Raw genomic sequence first — 14,988 nt, 5'->3', positions numbered from 1 at the left:
AGGAAATCGTCCAGCGCGTGCTGCTTTTTGGGCTGGATCTGGCATCCAGGCGAAAATCGCTTTCGTCCACTGTTGCGCAATCACCGCAATGACCGAGGCCTGATTAACCCTTTCGGCGAATCCGCCGTAAGGATCAATTGACACGCCATGTAAATAGTCATTAACGTTTCGTTAATAACAGGGGCGAGCGGGGGACTATGAACTCCTCACCAGCGACGCAAGGTTTGCGTGTCTTTGCGGCGGCCGCGATTGGGCTGGCTGCAGCGATCTGGGCGATGCCTTCGGCATCGGCAGCCGGAGCCATGGCGACAGGCGGCCGAACCACCCAGCCGATCGGCCACTATGAATTCTGCAAGACGCGACCGGCCGAATGTTCGGTTCACCCCAAGGACCTGGCGCCCGCAAGGCTGACCTCGGCACTCTGGAACAAGCTGGCAAGGGTAACCGCTGCGGTGAATGCCGCAGTCAAGCCGCTGAGCGACCAGGATATCTACGGCAAGGACGAGGTCTGGGCCTATCCGGACAAGGGCGTCGGCGATTGCGAGGACTATGTGCTCGAAAAGCGCCGCAGGCTGGCCAGGCAGGGCGTTTCGCTGGCCAACCTATTGGTGACGGTGGTTCGCAAGCCCGATGGCGAAGGCCATGCGGTGTTGACCGTGCGGACCGACAAGGGCGATCTGGTGCTCGACAACCTGACCGACAAGGTCAAACCCTGGGATCAGAGCGGCTATCGCTTCCTGAAGCGTCAGGCGATCGAAGACACCGGCCGCTGGGTTTCCATCCGCGATGGCCAACAGGTGCTGGTCGGCGCGGTTCAGTAACGACACCTAGAGCGTTTCCGTTTTTCACAAACGCTCTAAGGGCGTGTTTCGCCGCATTTTTGTAACGCCAAGTGATTCCACTTGGCTACAAAATGCTCTAACGGGCTACACTCTCTGCGCATCGCAAGGACAGGCGTCCTATGCCGCCTGCGACAAGCGGCCTGAAGCCATGCGGTAGGAAATCGCTTCGGCGAGGTGAATGCGCCCGACGGTTTCGCAATCATCGAGATCGGCCAAGGTGCGCGCCACTTTCAGCACGCGGTGGTAGGCCCGCGCGGAAAAGCCGAGTTTTTCGCTGGCTTCGCTAAGCAGTGCGAGGCCTGCGGCGTCCGGTGTTGCAATCGCTTCGACTAAGGCTGGCGAGCAATGGGCATTGAGCGTAACGCCCGTGATGCCCCGGACTTCGAAACGCCTGCGCTGGATGTTGCGTGCCCGCGCCACCCGTTCGGCAACCACCGCGCTCGTCTCGGGCTGGCTCGGTCGGATGAGGTCGCTGGCCGAGACGGCCGGTACGTCGACCCTGAGATCGATACGATCGAGCAGTGGACCCGAGATGCGGGCCTGATAGTCGGTCCGGCAGCGCTCGCCCCTCAGGCAGCGATAGCCGGGTTCGCCTGCCATGCCGCACCGGCATGGGTTCATCGCTGCGATGAGTTGGATGCGCGCAGGATAAGTGACGCGGTGATTGGCGCGCGCGATCATGCAGTCGCCGGTTTCCAATGGCTGGCGCAAGGCATCGAGGGTTTGCGGCGTGAATTCCGGGAATTCGTCGAGAAAAAGAACGCCATTATGGGCCAGCGAAATCTCGCCGGGGCGAGCTCTCAATCCGCCACCGACCATCGCCGCCATCGAGGCCGAGTGATGCGGCGCACGAAATGGTCGCCGGTCGGTCAGCTTTCCTTCGGCGAGTTCGCCGGCAACGGAGGCTATCATCGAGACCTCCAGCAATTCCTTCGGCTCCAGTGGCGGCAGGATCGAGGGAAGGCGCTGTGCCAACATCGACTTGCCGGAGCCCGGCGGGCCGACCATCAGCATATTGTGTCCGCCGGCCGCCGCCACCTCCAGTGCGCGCTTGGCACTTTCCTGGCCCTTGATATCGGCAAGGTCCGGCAAGTCGCGGGCGCTGCGATGGACACCAGGTTCCGGGCGCGACAATACCTGCGTGCCGCGAAAATGATTGGCCATGGCAATCAGGCTGTGCGGCGCGATGATATCGATATCGGCGCCTGCCCAGGCCGCCTCGGCACCGCATGCTCGCGGACAGATCAAACCACGTCCCTCGGCATTGGCGCCGACCGCCGCAGGCAAAGCACCCGCAACCGCCGCGATCGTGCCGTCCAGCGAAAGTTCCCCCAGAACGACATAAGAAGCCAGCATGTCGCCAGGAATGGCGCCGAGTGCGGCCATCAGGCCAAGCGCAATCGGCAGATCGTAGTGGCTGCCCTCCTTGGGCAGATCAGCCGGCGCCAGATTCACTGTCACCTTGCGGGCCGGCATCGATAGGCCCGAGGCATGGAGAGCGGCCTGAACGCGCTCGCGGCTCTCGGCCACGGCCTTGTCGGGCAGGCCAACGATCGACATGCCGACCTTGCCCGGCGCGATCATCACCTGGACATCGACCGGAACGGCCTCGATGCCTTGGAACGCCACCGTGCGAACGCGCGAAACCATCGAAGCCCCCAAGGCGGACACCCCGTCCGCGTGGCCGGAATGGCCACAGGGTCAAAAAAGCATGGTTTCCTGTTCAGATCAAGAACAATACAGGAACAAAGGGGTACGGCTGCAAGGCAGCTAGCCGCGCTTGGCCTCGACGGCATCCCAGAACAGCGCTGCGATGTCGGCGCCGCCGAAGCGCTTTACTTCTCGAATGCCCGTCGGCGAGGTTACGTTGATCTCGGTCATGTAGTCGCCAATGACATCGATGCCGACAAGGATGAAGCCGCGTTCCTTCAAGGAAGGGCCGATGCGCGCGCAGATCTCGCGCTCGCGTGCGGTCAGTTCGGTCTTCTCGGCGCGGCCCCCGACATGCATGTTGGAACGCGACTCGAATTCGGCTGGCACACGGTTGATCGCCCCGACCGGTTCACCATCGATCAAGATGATGCGCTTGTCGCCCTTGCGCACATCCTTCAGGTACCGCTGGACAATATAGGGCTCGCGGAACAGCTGGCCGAACATTTCAAGGAGGGAAGCCAGATTCCGGTCCGCTTCGTGCAGATGGAAGATGCCGGCACCGCCATTGCCGTAGAGGGGCTTGACGATGATGTCGCCGAACTCCTTGCGGAACGCGGACACTTCCTGCGGATCCTTGGTGATCAACGTTTCCGGCATCAGGTCAGCGAACTCGGTGACGAAGATCTTTTCGGGGCTGTTGCGCACCCAGGCCGGGTCGTTCACCACCAGCGTCTTTGGATGGATGCGCTCCAGAATATGCGTGGTGGTGATGTAGTTCATGTCGAAGGGCGGGTCCTGACGGAGCAGAATGACATCCATCTCCGAAAGATCCGTGCGCACAGCTTCACCAAGTGTGAAATGGTCGCCTTTCACGTCGCGCACCTGCATCGCCTCGATGCGGGCGAACACCTTGCCGTCGCGCAACGACAGCCTGTCAGGCGTGTAGTGATACAGTTCATGCCCGCGCCGCTGCGCTTCGAGAGACAATGCAAAGGACGTGTCGCCCGCGATATTCACGGTCGAGACATGGTCCATTTGGACGGCGACTTTCAGCGGCATACGGGGTCTCCAGAAGAAGGTCTGTCGCCAGCATGTATAGGCTTGCCGTGTTCCTGCCAATCCTGCTGCATGGGGCCAGCGTCAGCGATCGAAGACCAGCCGTGAATAGCCGAGGAATGAAAACCCCATGGCGACCACGGAGGCAATGGCGAGAGCCGCCAGGGGGACCATCGATGGGACCGCCAATATGAGCGCCGCGTAGACGGCATAGTTCAGCGCACTGCTGGCTATACCGACGCCGCCGTAACGTGCGCCTTCCACCACGGCCCCACGGCTGCTCGGCGCAAAAGTCAGATATCGGTTGAGCAGCCAGGTGACGAACAGCGCGAGGCCGATCGATACCAACCGGGCACTGATCGGATCGAGCAGCGTCGTTGCCAGCAACGACTGCAATATCGCCGCATCAGCCAGGAAGCCGACTCCACCAACGAGACCGAAGCGCAGCAGTCTCTTCATGCCGCGTGCTGGGAGCGTTCCGAAGCAAGAGACTTCGCCGCGCCGCCGGCAGGGCGGCCAGCCGACAGCGACAAATAGACGAGGCGTTTCTGTTCGGCCCGCCCACGCGAGACGGAATCGAGGATCAGCCCGGTAACCGCCATCAGCATGGACAGGATCACCAACGCTACGGAAAGCACCCAGGTCGGCAGGCGCGACACCAGTCCAGTCTCGAAATATTCGATCAGGACTGGCGCCATGAACAATAAGCCGGCGATCATGAACAGCTCGGCAAAGGCCCCGAAGAAGCGCAAGGGTTGCGTTTCCTTCATCAACATGGCGAACATCCAAAGGATTTTGGCGCCGTCCCGCCATGTCGACAGTTTCGAAGATGAGCCCTCGACGCGGCGGCCGTAGTCGAGCGCGATCTCGCTGACCGGCAGCTTGAGTTGCGAAGCGTGCACCGACATTTCCGTTTCGACCTCGAATCCCCCGGATACCGCCGGGAAGCTCTTGACGAAACGCCGGCTGAAGACACGGTAGCCCGAGAATATGTCCGTGAAGTCGCGCCCGAACAATCGCTTGTACAGGCTGTTGAATATTCGGTTGCCGAAGGCATGGCCTTGGCGGCCGGCATCGTTTGTGACGCCGCGCCTCGTACCGACAACCATATCACAGCGCTCGGTGAGCAGCGTGTTGATGAGCAACGGCGCATCCTCCGGCGCATAGGTACCGTCGCCATCTGCCATCAGATAGATGTCGGCATCGATGTCGGCGAACATACGCCGTACGACATTGCCCTTGCCCTGCCTTGGTTCGCGCACCACGACAGCGCCCGCGGCGCGCGCCCTGAGGGCGGTCAGGTCTTTCGAATTGTTGTCGTAGACGTAGATGGTTGCGGACGGCAGCGCCTCGCGAAACCGCTGCACGACGTCGGCGATCGTCGGCTCCTCATTGTAGCAGGGCAGCAGGACCGCAATCGTGGGTTCATAGCGGACTTCGTGTACCATCGCTGTTTCTCGCCGGCCCGGGGGCGACCAAGCGCCAGCGAGCTGGGCTTTACTATTTGTTGAAGCCGTTAAGGCTACGTTTAAAACATCTGCGGGTTGGGGATTCTGCGATGTACGCGGCCGAAAATGCGGCTTCCGGCTGGCGGCGCGACCTTGCCTGGGCATTCGTCACCGCATTCATCGCACTCGCTATCAGTGCCGGCGGTGGCTTTCGGGCTATGACCGAAGGCAATGGCGACAATGACAGCCTGCTCAGATTGGTACAGGTACGCGATCTCCTGGCCGGTCAGGACTGGTTCGATCTGCATCAGTACAGGATGGGTCCGAAAGGCGGCTTCATCATGCATTGGTCGCGTCTGGTGGACGCACCGCTTGCAGCGCTCATCACAGTGGCCGAGACATTCGGCTTTTCTTCGTCCGCCGCTGAAACCTTTGCAAAGATCGTCTGGCCGACGCTGATATACGCTCCTACCGTTTTCTTCCTCGTCCGGGCAACGCGGCGCTTCGGCGGGGAACTCACAACCCTCCCGGCCCTGGTGGTCGCTGCAGCCGCGCTTTTCTTCCTGGCTATCTGCGAGCCGGGGAACATCGACCATCATAACGTCCAGCTGATGCTCGTTGCAGCGAGCCTGCATTTCCTGCTGGCGGCGCCGGGTCGACAATCGGCAGCGATCCTGTCCGGCGCCTGTGCCGCATCGACCCTTGCGATCGGCATGGAAACCGCACCGCTGGTCGCTGCGATCGGCCTTTGTGCGGCAGGCGAATTCCTGCTGCGAGACAACCATGGGGCAAATGTCGCACGCGGCTTTGGACTCGGCTTCGCCGGGATTTCAGCGGCCGTCTTTGCAGCAACCGTTGCTCCAGCGGCCTGGAGCACCGCCGCCTGCGACAGCTTTTCCCTCGTGCAGCTGGTGCTTGCAGCCGTTTCGGGTCTCGGTCTTACCGTAATGGCATCAATTGACGCTGTTCGTTCAAGTCCGCTGCGCAGATCTGTCGCACTGTGCCTGCTTGGGCTGGCCGTCATTGCCGCGATCACGCTGCTTTTTCCGCAATGTCTGCGCAGCCCCTACAACGATCTCGATCCGCGCCTGCGTTCGCTATGGCTGGATAATGTCTCCGAGGCGCAATCCTTCCTGCAGCTTGCGCTCGAAAAACCCGCAACGGCGATTGGGGCTTATGCCACGCCGCTGATCGGCCTTGCACTCGTTTTGCGTAGCCTCATGCGAGGCGACCACCGCCGCGAGGTGTGCATCGTCGGGACGCTTCTCGCCGCCGCCTTCGCTGTCAGCGTCTGGCAGGTGCGCGGCGCGAACTTCTCGATCGCGCTCGCCGTCATACCGCTGGGGAGCTGGGTGGCTCGTTGGCGCGAAAATGTGAGGACAGCACCTTCGGCAAAAGTCACGGTCGCGATGATCATGGCCTGGCTGGTTTCGTTAAACGGCGTCTGGAGCGTCAGCGCCGCCTCGATCTCAACGTTCGCTGGCGGCAAAGCGAAGCCGATCGCGAGCAGCCTCCGCTACACCTGCGAAGCCCCGGGCGATTATGCAATGCTGGCAACGCAACCGGCTACCACCGTTCTTGCGGTATCCAATCTCGGATCGCCGATCCTCGTCCACACCCAACACCGTGTGTTGGCCGGGCCATATCATCGCAATGTCAAAGGCAATCTTCTCGTGCTGGACACGTTCAGCAGCCCTTCCGCTGAGGCGGAGCGGATCGTACGCGACCAGCATGTCGGCCTGATCGCGCTTTGCCGAGCCGATGCCGAAACCAGTTATCTTGCTGGCCTGGCACCAAATGGTTTCCTTGCAACGCTCATGAAGGGGCCGTTACCATCCTGGCTTGAGCCGGTAGCCGCCAGCATGGGTAAGCCGCTCGAACTCTACCGCGTCAAGCCCGGCTAACCTTCAGCGGTGTCGACGCCGCTTGAGTGAAAGTGCCGGCTTATATTCGAGATACCTTTCTTAAACGGTTTGATGTCACTCTGATAAGAAATTCCAGAATAAGAACAGGGACGCCGATGCAAACGTCGTTTGGCACCGGGCAGACGCATAGGGAAAACACGGATCTGGCCTTCACCGATCCGTTGACAGGCCTTGGCAACCACCGTCGCTTTTTCGACAAGGTGGAGCGTCTCATCGCGGACCGCTCGGACGACCCCGCCCCTTTCGCCGTCGGCATCCTCGACCTGGACGGCTTCAAGCCCATCAACGACCTGTTCGGCCACAAGGCCGGCGACGACATCCTGATCCAGGTGGCAATGCGCCTGCGCGCGTCGATGGACAGCCATTCCACGGTCTGCCGCATCGGCGCCGACGAATTCGCCTTCCTCTATCCAATGGTCTTCAGCGAGGAGGCCGCCACCGAACGGGCGCGCATGCTGATCGAAATCCTTTCGGCGCCCTACGATGTCGGTGAGCGCACCGCCAGGCTTTCGGCTTCCGCCGGCTGCTCGCTGTTCTATTCCGGCGAAGAGACGACCGACATCCTGCTCAACAAGGCAGAAACCGCGCTCTACCACGCGAAGCGCTCGGGGCGCGGCAAGGTCGTCGTCTACACCCGCGAGATGGAAGAGGCTGCCAAGCGCGTCACCCGCATAGAACAGGCTCTACGGCGTGCTGTCTCCGCCGGTGAGGTCGAACCGCATTTCCAGCCCATCGTCGATCTCGGCACACGTCGCACCATCGGTTTCGAGGCGCTTGCCCGCTGGTCGGACCCGGATCTCGGTCCGGTTTCGCCTTCCGTCTTCATTCCGATCGCCGAGGAGCGCGGTATCATCGGTCCACTCTCGCAGTTGGTACTGCGCAAGGCTACCGAGGCGGCGCGCGGATGGCCCGGCGATCTTTTCCTGTCCTTCAACCTGTCGCCGTCACAGCTTGTGGACCAGAACACCGGCCTGCACATCCTGTCGATCCTGGATCGCACCGGTTTCGATCCGCGTCGGCTGGAAATCGAGATCACCGAGACCGGCTTGATGAACGATCCGGTCTCGGCCGAAAAGATCGTCGAGGACCTGCGCCGCGTCGGCATCCGTGTTTCACTCGACGATTTCGGCACCGGCCAATCGTCGCTGGGCCGCCTGCGCGAATTCAATTTCGACAAGCTCAAGATCGACCGCGCCTTCGTTTCCTCCATCCTCGACGATCGGCCGTCAGAGCATATCATCCGTGCCATTCTCGCCATGTGTGAGGGACTCGGCATGGACGTGGTGGCAGAAGGTATCGAACAGGAGGCCCAAGCCGACCGCCTCGTCCAATTCGGATGTGCCGGCGGACAGGGTTACCTGTTCGGCAAGCCCGCCGATGCCGACTCGACGCTGGGTTACCTGCGGGATTCCTTCCGTGGTGCCCTGCGCGCCAAGGCGATCTAGCATCTGGACCAGCCTATGCCCGCCAGCCGATGCGGATTGGCTGCTTCTTCCCGGTTACTATTTGTCTGACAAAAGATGCGATAAGCATTTTCAAGCTTGCTCCGGCCAAGCCGCTGGCTAGGATGCGGCGCCGTCATTCAAGCGGGAGGAAGCGATATGATGCCATCGGTGCGGTTCGCCGATCTGGAAGGCGCGTCGGTGTTGATCACCGGCGGCGGCACGGGCATCGGCGCCAGATTGACGGAAGGCTTTGCCCGTCAGGGCGCGAAGGTCGCTTTCATCGACATTGCCGAAGCACAAAGCCGCACGCTGTGCGGCGAGGTCGCAGACCTTACCGGAAGCAAACCGCTATTCCTCAACGCCGATCTGCGCGACATCGATGCACTGCGGGCGGCGGTGAAAGCCGCAGAGACTGCGCATGGGCCGATCAGCGTGCTGGTCAACAACGCCGCCAACGATATCCGCCACGCTGCCGAGACGGTGAGCGTCGACGAATGGGACGACAATCTGGCAATCAATCTCAGGCCGCATTTCTTCACCGTGCAGGCTGTCGTGCCCGGCATGAAGGAGATCGGGCAAGGCGCCATCGTCAACTTCACCTCGACCTCCTTCATGTTGAATATCGGTGACATGCCGGCCTACACGGCCGCAAAGGCGGGTATCATCGGCCTGACCAAGGGTCTTGCCGGCCGCTACGGCAAGGACGGCATTCGCGTGAACGCAATCGCACCCGGCTGGGTCATCACCGAGCGCCAGCGCCAGCTATGGGCCGCTCCCGGCAAGGTGGAGGCCCATGTCGCCCGCCAGGCTATCCCCCGCGAAATGCATCCCGACGACATGGTGGGGCCCTGCCTGTTCCTGGCTTCGGATGCCTCGGCCATGCTGACGGCGCAGACACTGATCGTCGACGGAGGCGTGCTGTGAGCGAGACGCCCGCCATCGCCGCCGTCGACTGGGGTACCACCCGATTGCGCGTCTGGCTGCTTGCCGGCGACGGTAAGGTTCTGGCCGAGCGGCGTGGCGACGACGGCCTGATCACGGCCCGCGAAGCCGGCTTCTCAAACGTGCTCGAGCGACACCTCGCCGTCATGGCGGCACCAGAAACTTTGCCGGTTGTCGTCTGCGGCATGGCGGGTTCGCGGCAGGGCTGGATCGAAGCGCCTTATGTCGATGTGCCATCGCGCATCGATGCCATCCTGCAGGGCGCCATCCGCGTGCCCGATACCACACGCGACGTGCGTATCGTCCCCGGTCTGGCGCAGCGGCAGGCGGATGCACCGGACGTCATGCGTGGCGAGGAAACGCAGCTGGCGGGCGCAGCTCTCCCAGCCAAGGGACAACATCTCGTCTGCATGCCAGGCACCCACTCGAAATGGGTGGTGGTGGAAGATGGGGCGGTCACCGGCTTCAGCACCTGGCCAACAGGGGAATTGTTTTCCGTCCTCGCGACCCATTCGATCCTGCGTCACTCGCTCGGCGAACGGCCTGCAGCGGTCACCGCAGGCAACGAAGGCTTCCGGTATTGGTGCCGGCAGGCTCTCGAAGACGGCGGCGATGTCTCGTCGCGGCTGTTTGCCATCCGCGCCGCCGGATTGCTGCAAGATTTGAAGCCGGATGAATCAGCTGCCCGCTTGTCAGGGCTGCTCATCGGTGGGGAGATCGCTTCCGCAAGGCGTCGTCATGGGACCGAAGGCGGTTCGGTGGTGCTGGTCGGATCGGGCGCACTCGCCGCGCTTTATGCCGAGGCGTTGGCTTTGGCCGGGCTTCAGATCCGGTCCGTCGATGCCGATGCTGCCGTGCGCGCCGGCCTGTTCGCTGCCGCGCAAGAAAACGGCATGATTGCCCGGAAGGAAAAGACCACATGAGCCTCACGGCGCCATTTCCACAATTGAAGCGCGGTCTCGTCGCCATTCTGCGCGGCCTGCGTCCGAACGAGGCAGTGGCTGTTGCCGAGGCGATTTACCGGGCCGGCATCGAAGCCATCGAGGTGCCGCTGAACTCGCCCGATCCGTTCTTGTCCATCGCCTCCATCGCGAAGGCGCTCCCGGCCGAAGCATTGGTTGGTGCCGGCACGGTGCTGACCGCCGAGGATGTAGACGCATTGAAGCGGGCTGACGGGCGGCTTCTCGTCAGTCCGAACATCGACGCCGATGTCATGCGCCGTGCCGCGCATCACGGCATGGTCACCATGCCGGGAGTTTTAACGCCGAGCGAGGCCTTCCAGGCTATCCAGCTTGGTGCATCTGCGCTCAAATTCTTTCCTGCGAGCGTGCTGGGCCCTGGCGGGATTGCCGCAATGCGCGCAGTCCTGCCGGCCGGAACACTGGTGGGCGCGGTCGGCGGTGTCTCCGAAAAGGACTTCGCCGGCTATAAGGCGGCTGGCGTCAGTGTCTTCGGGCTGGGCTCCAGCCTGTTCAAGCCGGGCATGACAGTGGCCGACGTCGCCGCGCGTGCGGAAGCCGCCGTCGTCGTCTGGGATCAGGTTTTTGGAGAACAAAAATGACCGGTATCGTCTCGGTCCTGTCCGACCACGTCTGCGAACTCGGTGAAGGTCCGAGCTACGATCCCACGACGGGCAAGCTCTTCTGGTTCAACATCGTGCATGGCCAGTTGCTGGAACGCGGCCGCAGCGGCGCTACAAAGGTACATGACCTCGGCCAGATGGCGAGCGCCATCGCCATTGTCGACGACAAGCGGCAGCTGGTTTTCACCGAGACCGGCCTGCATCTGCGGGACATCGCGACCGGCAAGCTCACGCTTCATACGCCGATCGAAGCTGAGAACGGAAGCACGCGCTCCAACGATGCACGCGTGCATCCGTGCGGTGCCTTCTGGCTCGGCACGATGAGCAAGACACACGAGAAGAAGGCCGGCGCCATCTACTGGTTCTTCAAGGGTGAGTTGCGCAAACTGTATGACGGGATCACCGTGCCGAACTCCATTGCCTTCAGCGAGGATGGAGCTGTCGCCTACTATGTCGACAGCGAGGAGAAGCTGCTGATGCGGGTCGACTGTGACCCAGCTACCGGATTGCCGCTCGGCGAACCCAAATTGTTCGGCGACCATCGGCAGAGCGTCGGTTATGTCGATGGTTCGGTTGTCGATCGTGACGGCATCCTCTGGAATGCCTGCTGGGGCGCTTCTACCGTCAATGCCTTTGCGCCGGACGGCAAGTTGGTGCGTTCCATCCCGATGCCTGTCAGCCAACCCTCCTGCCCGGCGTTTATCGGCGCCGAAGCCGATCGTCTGGCCGTCACTTCAGCTTGGGCCGATCAGAACGAAGCCCAGCGGGCTGCCGATCCCGATGCCGGGAAGACCTTCCTGATCGATTTTCCGGTCCGAGGCCGGTTTGAGCCACGCGTGCTGATCTGAACGGCCCCGAAAAGCTGATCCTGTGGAAGGGCGCTTCCGGCTAACCTGTGTCCCGTAGGATCAACAAGCGCCGGCGATCAGCAAGCGAAATTGTTCCATCACCTCAGGGTTCGCCGGACTGTAGACCATCATGTTGAGGTCGGACCGGCCTTCGACCGCGAAGGTCGAGAACTCCAGCTCGATCGCTCCAAGGTCCGGGTGGTGAAGGCGTTTGATGCCTTCGCGCGTGGCCGCGATCTCATTGTCGTTCCACATCGCCTTAAATTCCGGGCTGATAGCGGAGAGCTCATCGACCAACTGCCGGATTTCCACCCCCGCGCCGGCGCGCGCAGCGTCAGCTCGGAATGCGCCGACGACATAACGGGCAACGTTGCGCCAGTCGTCCTGCGCCGCGCGCACGCGCTCATCGGAGAACATCATGCGAAGAATATTGCGCCGTTCCTTCGGCAGCCTGGAATAGTCCGTCAGGATTACGGTCGCGGCCTTGTTCCACGCCACCACATCCCACGTCGCTGTCCTAACGATGGCAGGACTGAAAGGCATGGCGTCCAGCACGTGCTGCAGCCGTGGCGTGATCCCGTCTTGTTGCCGGTAACGCGGCCCGGGAGGATGGCCGAAGGCAAGGATATGCAGGTGATCGCGCTCGGGCTCGGTCAGCATTAATCCCCTTGCGATGCGATCAAGCACATGGGCGGACGGTGCCCCGCCTCGCCCCTGCTCCAGCCAAGTATACCAAGTCGGGCTTATATTGGCGCGCTGGGCGACTTCCTCACGGCGCAGGCCCGGCGTACGCCGGCGTCCGGCCTGGAAACCGAAGACAGCCGGATCGAGACGCATGCGCCGGTCGCGCAGGAATGTGCCAAGTGCATTTTCGGAAGCGTTCTCGCTCATGCGATCCTGCTGATAATTATACCATGATAAAGTCACTACTTTAACAGTACAATTTTCTATGAGATCTGCCTGTGCGTCAATGCAGGAGATTTCGCATGCGTGTTTTTCTAACTGGTGCCTCCGGGTTTATCGGCTCCCGGATCCTTCGCGAACTGCTGACCGCGGGTCATGAGGTGATCGGCCTCACCCGTTCCGACTCGGGAGCGAAGGAACTGGCCAATAGAGGTGCATCTGCTCATCTTGGAACGCTGGAAGATCCCGTTGGCCTGGCGAAAGGAGCCGAGAATGCCGACGCGGTTATTCACACCGCGTTCGACCATGACTTCTCGAATTTCGCGGCCAACTGCGAAAAGGACCGCCGCGTCATCGCCGCGCTTGGGTCCGTTCTAAGGGGATCGAACCGGCCGCTGCTCATCACTTCGGGCGTCGGCATCGGTGATCCAGGCAATGGCGAGCCCGCTCGCGAGGATGTGTTCGACGCTCACCATTTCAATCCTCGCATAGCCTCGGAACTGGCCGGCCAGGAGCAGCTCGAAGCGGGCGTCAACCTCGGCGTCGTTCGACTTCCCCAGGTGCACGACACCGTCCGACAGGGCCTCATCTCACCCTATATCGAGATGGCGCGCCAGAAGGGCGTCGTCGCCTATGTCCACCAAGGTGCCAACCGCTGGGCCGCAGGTCACGTGAACGATGTGGCGAAGCTCTACGTTCTGGCGCTCGATCGTGCCGAGCCTGGCGCCCGCTACAATGCTGTAGCGGAAGAGGGGGTGGCCGCGCGCGATATCGCCGACGTTATCGCAACCGGGCTTGGGGTGCCTGCAATCTCGATTCCGAAAGACAAAGCTGAAGCCCATTTCGGCTGGTTTGCCATGTTCGCTTCAGCGGACATCACGGCTTCCAGCATCATCACGCGAAAAAAACTGGGTTGGACACCGACAGGGTCAAGTCTCCTTGAGGACCTGAAAGACATGGACTATTCGGCAACGTAGCCCTGGACCACACATCCCGCCCACGATGGCAGCTTTCAGGCTACGGTGGGGGGCACCTTCGATAACTCCGCTCTGGTCGCTGGCGTTGCCGCGTAGGTCGGTTTCGTCGGAACCGGATGACGGAGCAGCAGCGACACTGGCGCCCAATTTCACTGGTCTTCAGCCGCCATGCCGCAGCCGCGCCTCTTCCTTGTCTACGAACCGGAAAAAGCCTGCTTCGGTCGGCTGCTCGAGCAAGGTTATCCGCAGGAACGCGCGGCGGAGATTGCATCCTACCTTGCCCAATCGACCGACCTTGCGCCTGAATTTGCCGAGATCTGGCGCGAGGCAAACAAGCGAGGCATCACGTTCACGCCGGTGGAACTGGCCGAAGCAGCCGCTGTGATGGCCAGCGCAGATTCCGACAGCTCGCTGGTCTGGACGCTGACGGATGGCATCGCCTATTTCCGAGGCGGGGCCGCTCCCGCCTTGGCCCGGCTTGCCGGGTTGAGGACACTCGGTGCAGACGATTCGCTTTTTGCGCTTTGCCAGGACAAGTTTCGCTCCGGTGCGGTGCTTGCGGCTCTCGGCCTGCCGGTGCCGCGAGCCGGCCTTGCTCGTGACGGCCGCTGGCTGGTCGAGCCACCTGCTAGCGAAAACGGCTGGTTCGTGAAGCCGAACCGGCTCGGCGCCAAGATAGGCATCTGGCCGGATTCGCATTGTCACGATCTCGGACATGCGCTGGAGCTCAGCCGCCGCGTCTTCTCGCATTACCGCGACGATGTCGTCGTGCAGCCCTATGTTTCCGGCCGCAACGTGCGCGCAAGCTTCCTCGACATGACGGGACAGGCCGACATGTCGTCGCTAGGGGTTTTCCTGGTGGAGTCTGGCGCGGATTTCCAGACCATGGCCGACAGCCTGGCGCTTTATGGCGACACCGGCGCCGATGCCAAGGCAACCGGTCTCTATGCCGAGCCTTCACTTGTTCCGTTAGCCGCAACCCAGCCCTCTGCCGATGCCCAGATCCGCAGCATCGCCGAAGGGCTGATGGATGGGCTTGGCCTGCGTGACGTCTTTTCCATCGATCTGCGCGTCGATGCGGACGATACGGTTCATCTCATCGAATTCGAGGTCTGCCCCGGCTTGCCCTGTTTCGATTTCCGCGCCTATTGTCGCGCGCAGTGGGCGATGAGCCTCGCCGAGGCCATAGCCGAAACCGCTGCTCGCCGTCTGGTGAGCTGAAATCAAGACAATCCGATGCGATCGGATGGTTCTGTGCCGGACGGCGCAGACGAGGGAAGGAAGCACGACATGAGCGAAGCCTATATCTGCGACTATGTTCGCACGCCGATCGGCCGGTTTGGCGGAGTGCTTGCCTCGGTTCGTGC

Annotated in this window: 14 protein-coding genes; 9 read left to right on the top strand and 5 right to left on the bottom strand. The window is 62.0% G+C overall.

From position 1 onward, the window contains the following. The first annotated feature begins 197 nt into the window (after nt 1-197). Entirely contained in the window at nt 198-821 is a 624-nt protein-coding gene (locus L4923_RS15365) for a transglutaminase-like cysteine peptidase (RefSeq protein WP_239366556.1), read from the top strand. A gap of 138 nt (nt 822-959) precedes the next feature. On the opposite strand, the gene L4923_RS15360 is transcribed toward L4923_RS15365, so the two are convergent. The 4 genes from L4923_RS15360 to L4923_RS15345 all read right to left on the bottom strand — a co-directional run bounded on the left by L4923_RS15360 (nt 960) and on the right by L4923_RS15345 (nt 4,999). Beyond that, the gene (locus L4923_RS15360; protein WP_239366555.1) at nt 960-2,492 is read right to left on the bottom strand and encodes a YifB family Mg chelatase-like AAA ATPase; all 1,533 of its coding nucleotides are present in this window, start codon (nt 2,490-2,492) and stop codon (nt 960-962) included. Nucleotides 2,493-2,612: 120 nt separating this feature from the next. Further along, the gene (gshB, locus tag L4923_RS15355) at nt 2,613-3,554 is read right to left on the bottom strand and encodes a glutathione synthase (protein WP_239366554.1); all 942 of its coding nucleotides are present in this window, start codon (nt 3,552-3,554) and stop codon (nt 2,613-2,615) included. 81 nt (nt 3,555-3,635) lie between these two features. Next, nucleotides 3,636-4,010 carry a GtrA family protein gene (locus tag L4923_RS15350; RefSeq protein WP_239366553.1) on the bottom strand — a complete coding sequence of 125 codons (375 nt, stop codon included), beginning with the start codon at nt 4,008-4,010 and terminating at the stop codon, nt 3,636-3,638. Further along, on the bottom strand, nt 4,007-4,999 hold the full coding sequence (locus L4923_RS15345) for a glycosyltransferase (protein WP_239366552.1): 993 nt from the start codon (nt 4,997-4,999) through the stop codon (nt 4,007-4,009). Before L4923_RS15345 ends, L4923_RS15350 begins: the two co-directional genes overlap by 4 nt. 110 nt (nt 5,000-5,109) lie before the next feature. On the opposite strand from L4923_RS15345, the gene L4923_RS15340 reads away from it, so the two are divergent. From L4923_RS15340 to L4923_RS15315, 6 genes are all read left to right on the top strand, one after another. Then, entirely contained in the window at nt 5,110-6,903 is a 1,794-nt protein-coding gene (locus tag L4923_RS15340) for a GtrA family protein (RefSeq protein ID WP_239366551.1), read from the top strand. Between the two features lie 116 nt (nt 6,904-7,019). Then, nucleotides 7,020-8,369 carry a putative bifunctional diguanylate cyclase/phosphodiesterase gene (locus tag L4923_RS15335; protein ID WP_239366550.1) on the top strand — a complete coding sequence of 450 codons (1,350 nt, stop codon included), beginning with the start codon at nt 7,020-7,022 and terminating at the stop codon, nt 8,367-8,369. Nucleotides 8,370-8,525: 156 nt separating this feature from the next. Further along, nucleotides 8,526-9,293: an SDR family NAD(P)-dependent oxidoreductase gene (locus L4923_RS15330; protein WP_239366549.1), complete on the top strand. Its 768-nt coding sequence runs from the start codon at nt 8,526-8,528 to the stop codon at nt 9,291-9,293. Continuing rightward, on the top strand, nt 9,290-10,234 hold the full coding sequence (locus tag L4923_RS15325) for a 2-dehydro-3-deoxygalactonokinase (RefSeq protein ID WP_239366548.1): 945 nt from the start codon (nt 9,290-9,292) through the stop codon (nt 10,232-10,234). Before L4923_RS15330 ends, L4923_RS15325 begins: the two co-directional genes overlap by 4 nt. Further along, the gene (locus L4923_RS15320) at nt 10,231-10,872 is read left to right on the top strand and encodes a 2-dehydro-3-deoxy-6-phosphogalactonate aldolase (protein ID WP_239366546.1); all 642 of its coding nucleotides are present in this window, start codon (nt 10,231-10,233) and stop codon (nt 10,870-10,872) included. The genes L4923_RS15325 and L4923_RS15320 overlap by 4 nt, the downstream gene beginning before the upstream one ends. Further along, the gene (locus L4923_RS15315; RefSeq protein ID WP_239366544.1) at nt 10,869-11,741 is read left to right on the top strand and encodes an SMP-30/gluconolactonase/LRE family protein; all 873 of its coding nucleotides are present in this window, start codon (nt 10,869-10,871) and stop codon (nt 11,739-11,741) included. Before L4923_RS15320 ends, L4923_RS15315 begins: the two co-directional genes overlap by 4 nt. 60 nt (nt 11,742-11,801) lie before the next feature. On the opposite strand, the gene L4923_RS15310 is transcribed toward L4923_RS15315, so the two are convergent. Continuing rightward, a complete protein-coding gene (locus tag L4923_RS15310; RefSeq protein WP_239366541.1) occupies nt 11,802-12,632 on the bottom strand; it encodes a helix-turn-helix transcriptional regulator in 831 nt (276 codons plus the stop codon). A gap of 95 nt (nt 12,633-12,727) precedes the next feature. On the opposite strand from L4923_RS15310, the gene L4923_RS15305 reads away from it, so the two are divergent. Next, the gene (locus tag L4923_RS15305; protein ID WP_239366539.1) at nt 12,728-13,621 is read left to right on the top strand and encodes an SDR family oxidoreductase; all 894 of its coding nucleotides are present in this window, start codon (nt 12,728-12,730) and stop codon (nt 13,619-13,621) included. A 168-nt stretch (nt 13,622-13,789) separates the two neighbouring features. Beyond that, the gene (locus tag L4923_RS15300) at nt 13,790-14,842 is read left to right on the top strand and encodes a D-alanine--D-alanine ligase family protein (RefSeq protein ID WP_239366537.1); all 1,053 of its coding nucleotides are present in this window, start codon (nt 13,790-13,792) and stop codon (nt 14,840-14,842) included. Nucleotides 14,843-14,988: the final 146 nt, after the last annotated feature.

Source organism: Terribium retamae, from assembly GCF_022347545.1.
In the GTDB taxonomy this organism is placed as follows: Bacteria; Pseudomonadota; Alphaproteobacteria; order Rhizobiales; family Rhizobiaceae; genus Mesorhizobium; species Mesorhizobium retamae.
This window is presented reverse-complemented; position numbering and strand designations above follow the sequence as displayed.

Excerpts from the sequence above, each read along its gene's own strand:
- L4923_RS15315 (WP_239366544.1), top strand. The coding sequence starts at position 10,869 with ATGACCGGTATCGTCTCGGTCCTGTCCGACCACGTCTGCGAACTCGGT.
- L4923_RS15335 (WP_239366550.1), top strand. The coding sequence starts at position 7,020 with ATGCAAACGTCGTTTGGCACCGGGCAGACGCATAGGGAAAACACGGAT.
- L4923_RS15365 (WP_239366556.1), top strand. The coding sequence starts at position 198 with ATGAACTCCTCACCAGCGACGCAAGGTTTGCGTGTCTTTGCGGCGGCC.
- L4923_RS15345 (WP_239366552.1), bottom strand. The coding sequence starts at position 4,999 with ATGGTACACGAAGTCCGCTATGAACCCACGATTGCGGTCCTGCTGCCC.
- L4923_RS15350 (WP_239366553.1), bottom strand. The coding sequence starts at position 4,010 with ATGAAGAGACTGCTGCGCTTCGGTCTCGTTGGTGGAGTCGGCTTCCTG.
- L4923_RS15310 (WP_239366541.1), bottom strand. The coding sequence starts at position 12,632 with ATGAGCGAGAACGCTTCCGAAAATGCACTTGGCACATTCCTGCGCGAC.
- gshB (WP_239366554.1), bottom strand. The coding sequence starts at position 3,554 with ATGCCGCTGAAAGTCGCCGTCCAAATGGACCATGTCTCGACCGTGAAT.
- L4923_RS15330 (WP_239366549.1), top strand. The coding sequence starts at position 8,526 with ATGATGCCATCGGTGCGGTTCGCCGATCTGGAAGGCGCGTCGGTGTTG.
- L4923_RS15305 (WP_239366539.1), top strand. The coding sequence starts at position 12,728 with ATGCGTGTTTTTCTAACTGGTGCCTCCGGGTTTATCGGCTCCCGGATC.
- L4923_RS15320 (WP_239366546.1), top strand. The coding sequence starts at position 10,231 with ATGAGCCTCACGGCGCCATTTCCACAATTGAAGCGCGGTCTCGTCGCC.
- L4923_RS15300 (WP_239366537.1), top strand. The coding sequence starts at position 13,790 with ATGCCGCAGCCGCGCCTCTTCCTTGTCTACGAACCGGAAAAAGCCTGC.
- L4923_RS15340 (WP_239366551.1), top strand. The coding sequence starts at position 5,110 with ATGTACGCGGCCGAAAATGCGGCTTCCGGCTGGCGGCGCGACCTTGCC.
- L4923_RS15360 (WP_239366555.1), bottom strand. The coding sequence starts at position 2,492 with ATGGTTTCGCGCGTTCGCACGGTGGCGTTCCAAGGCATCGAGGCCGTT.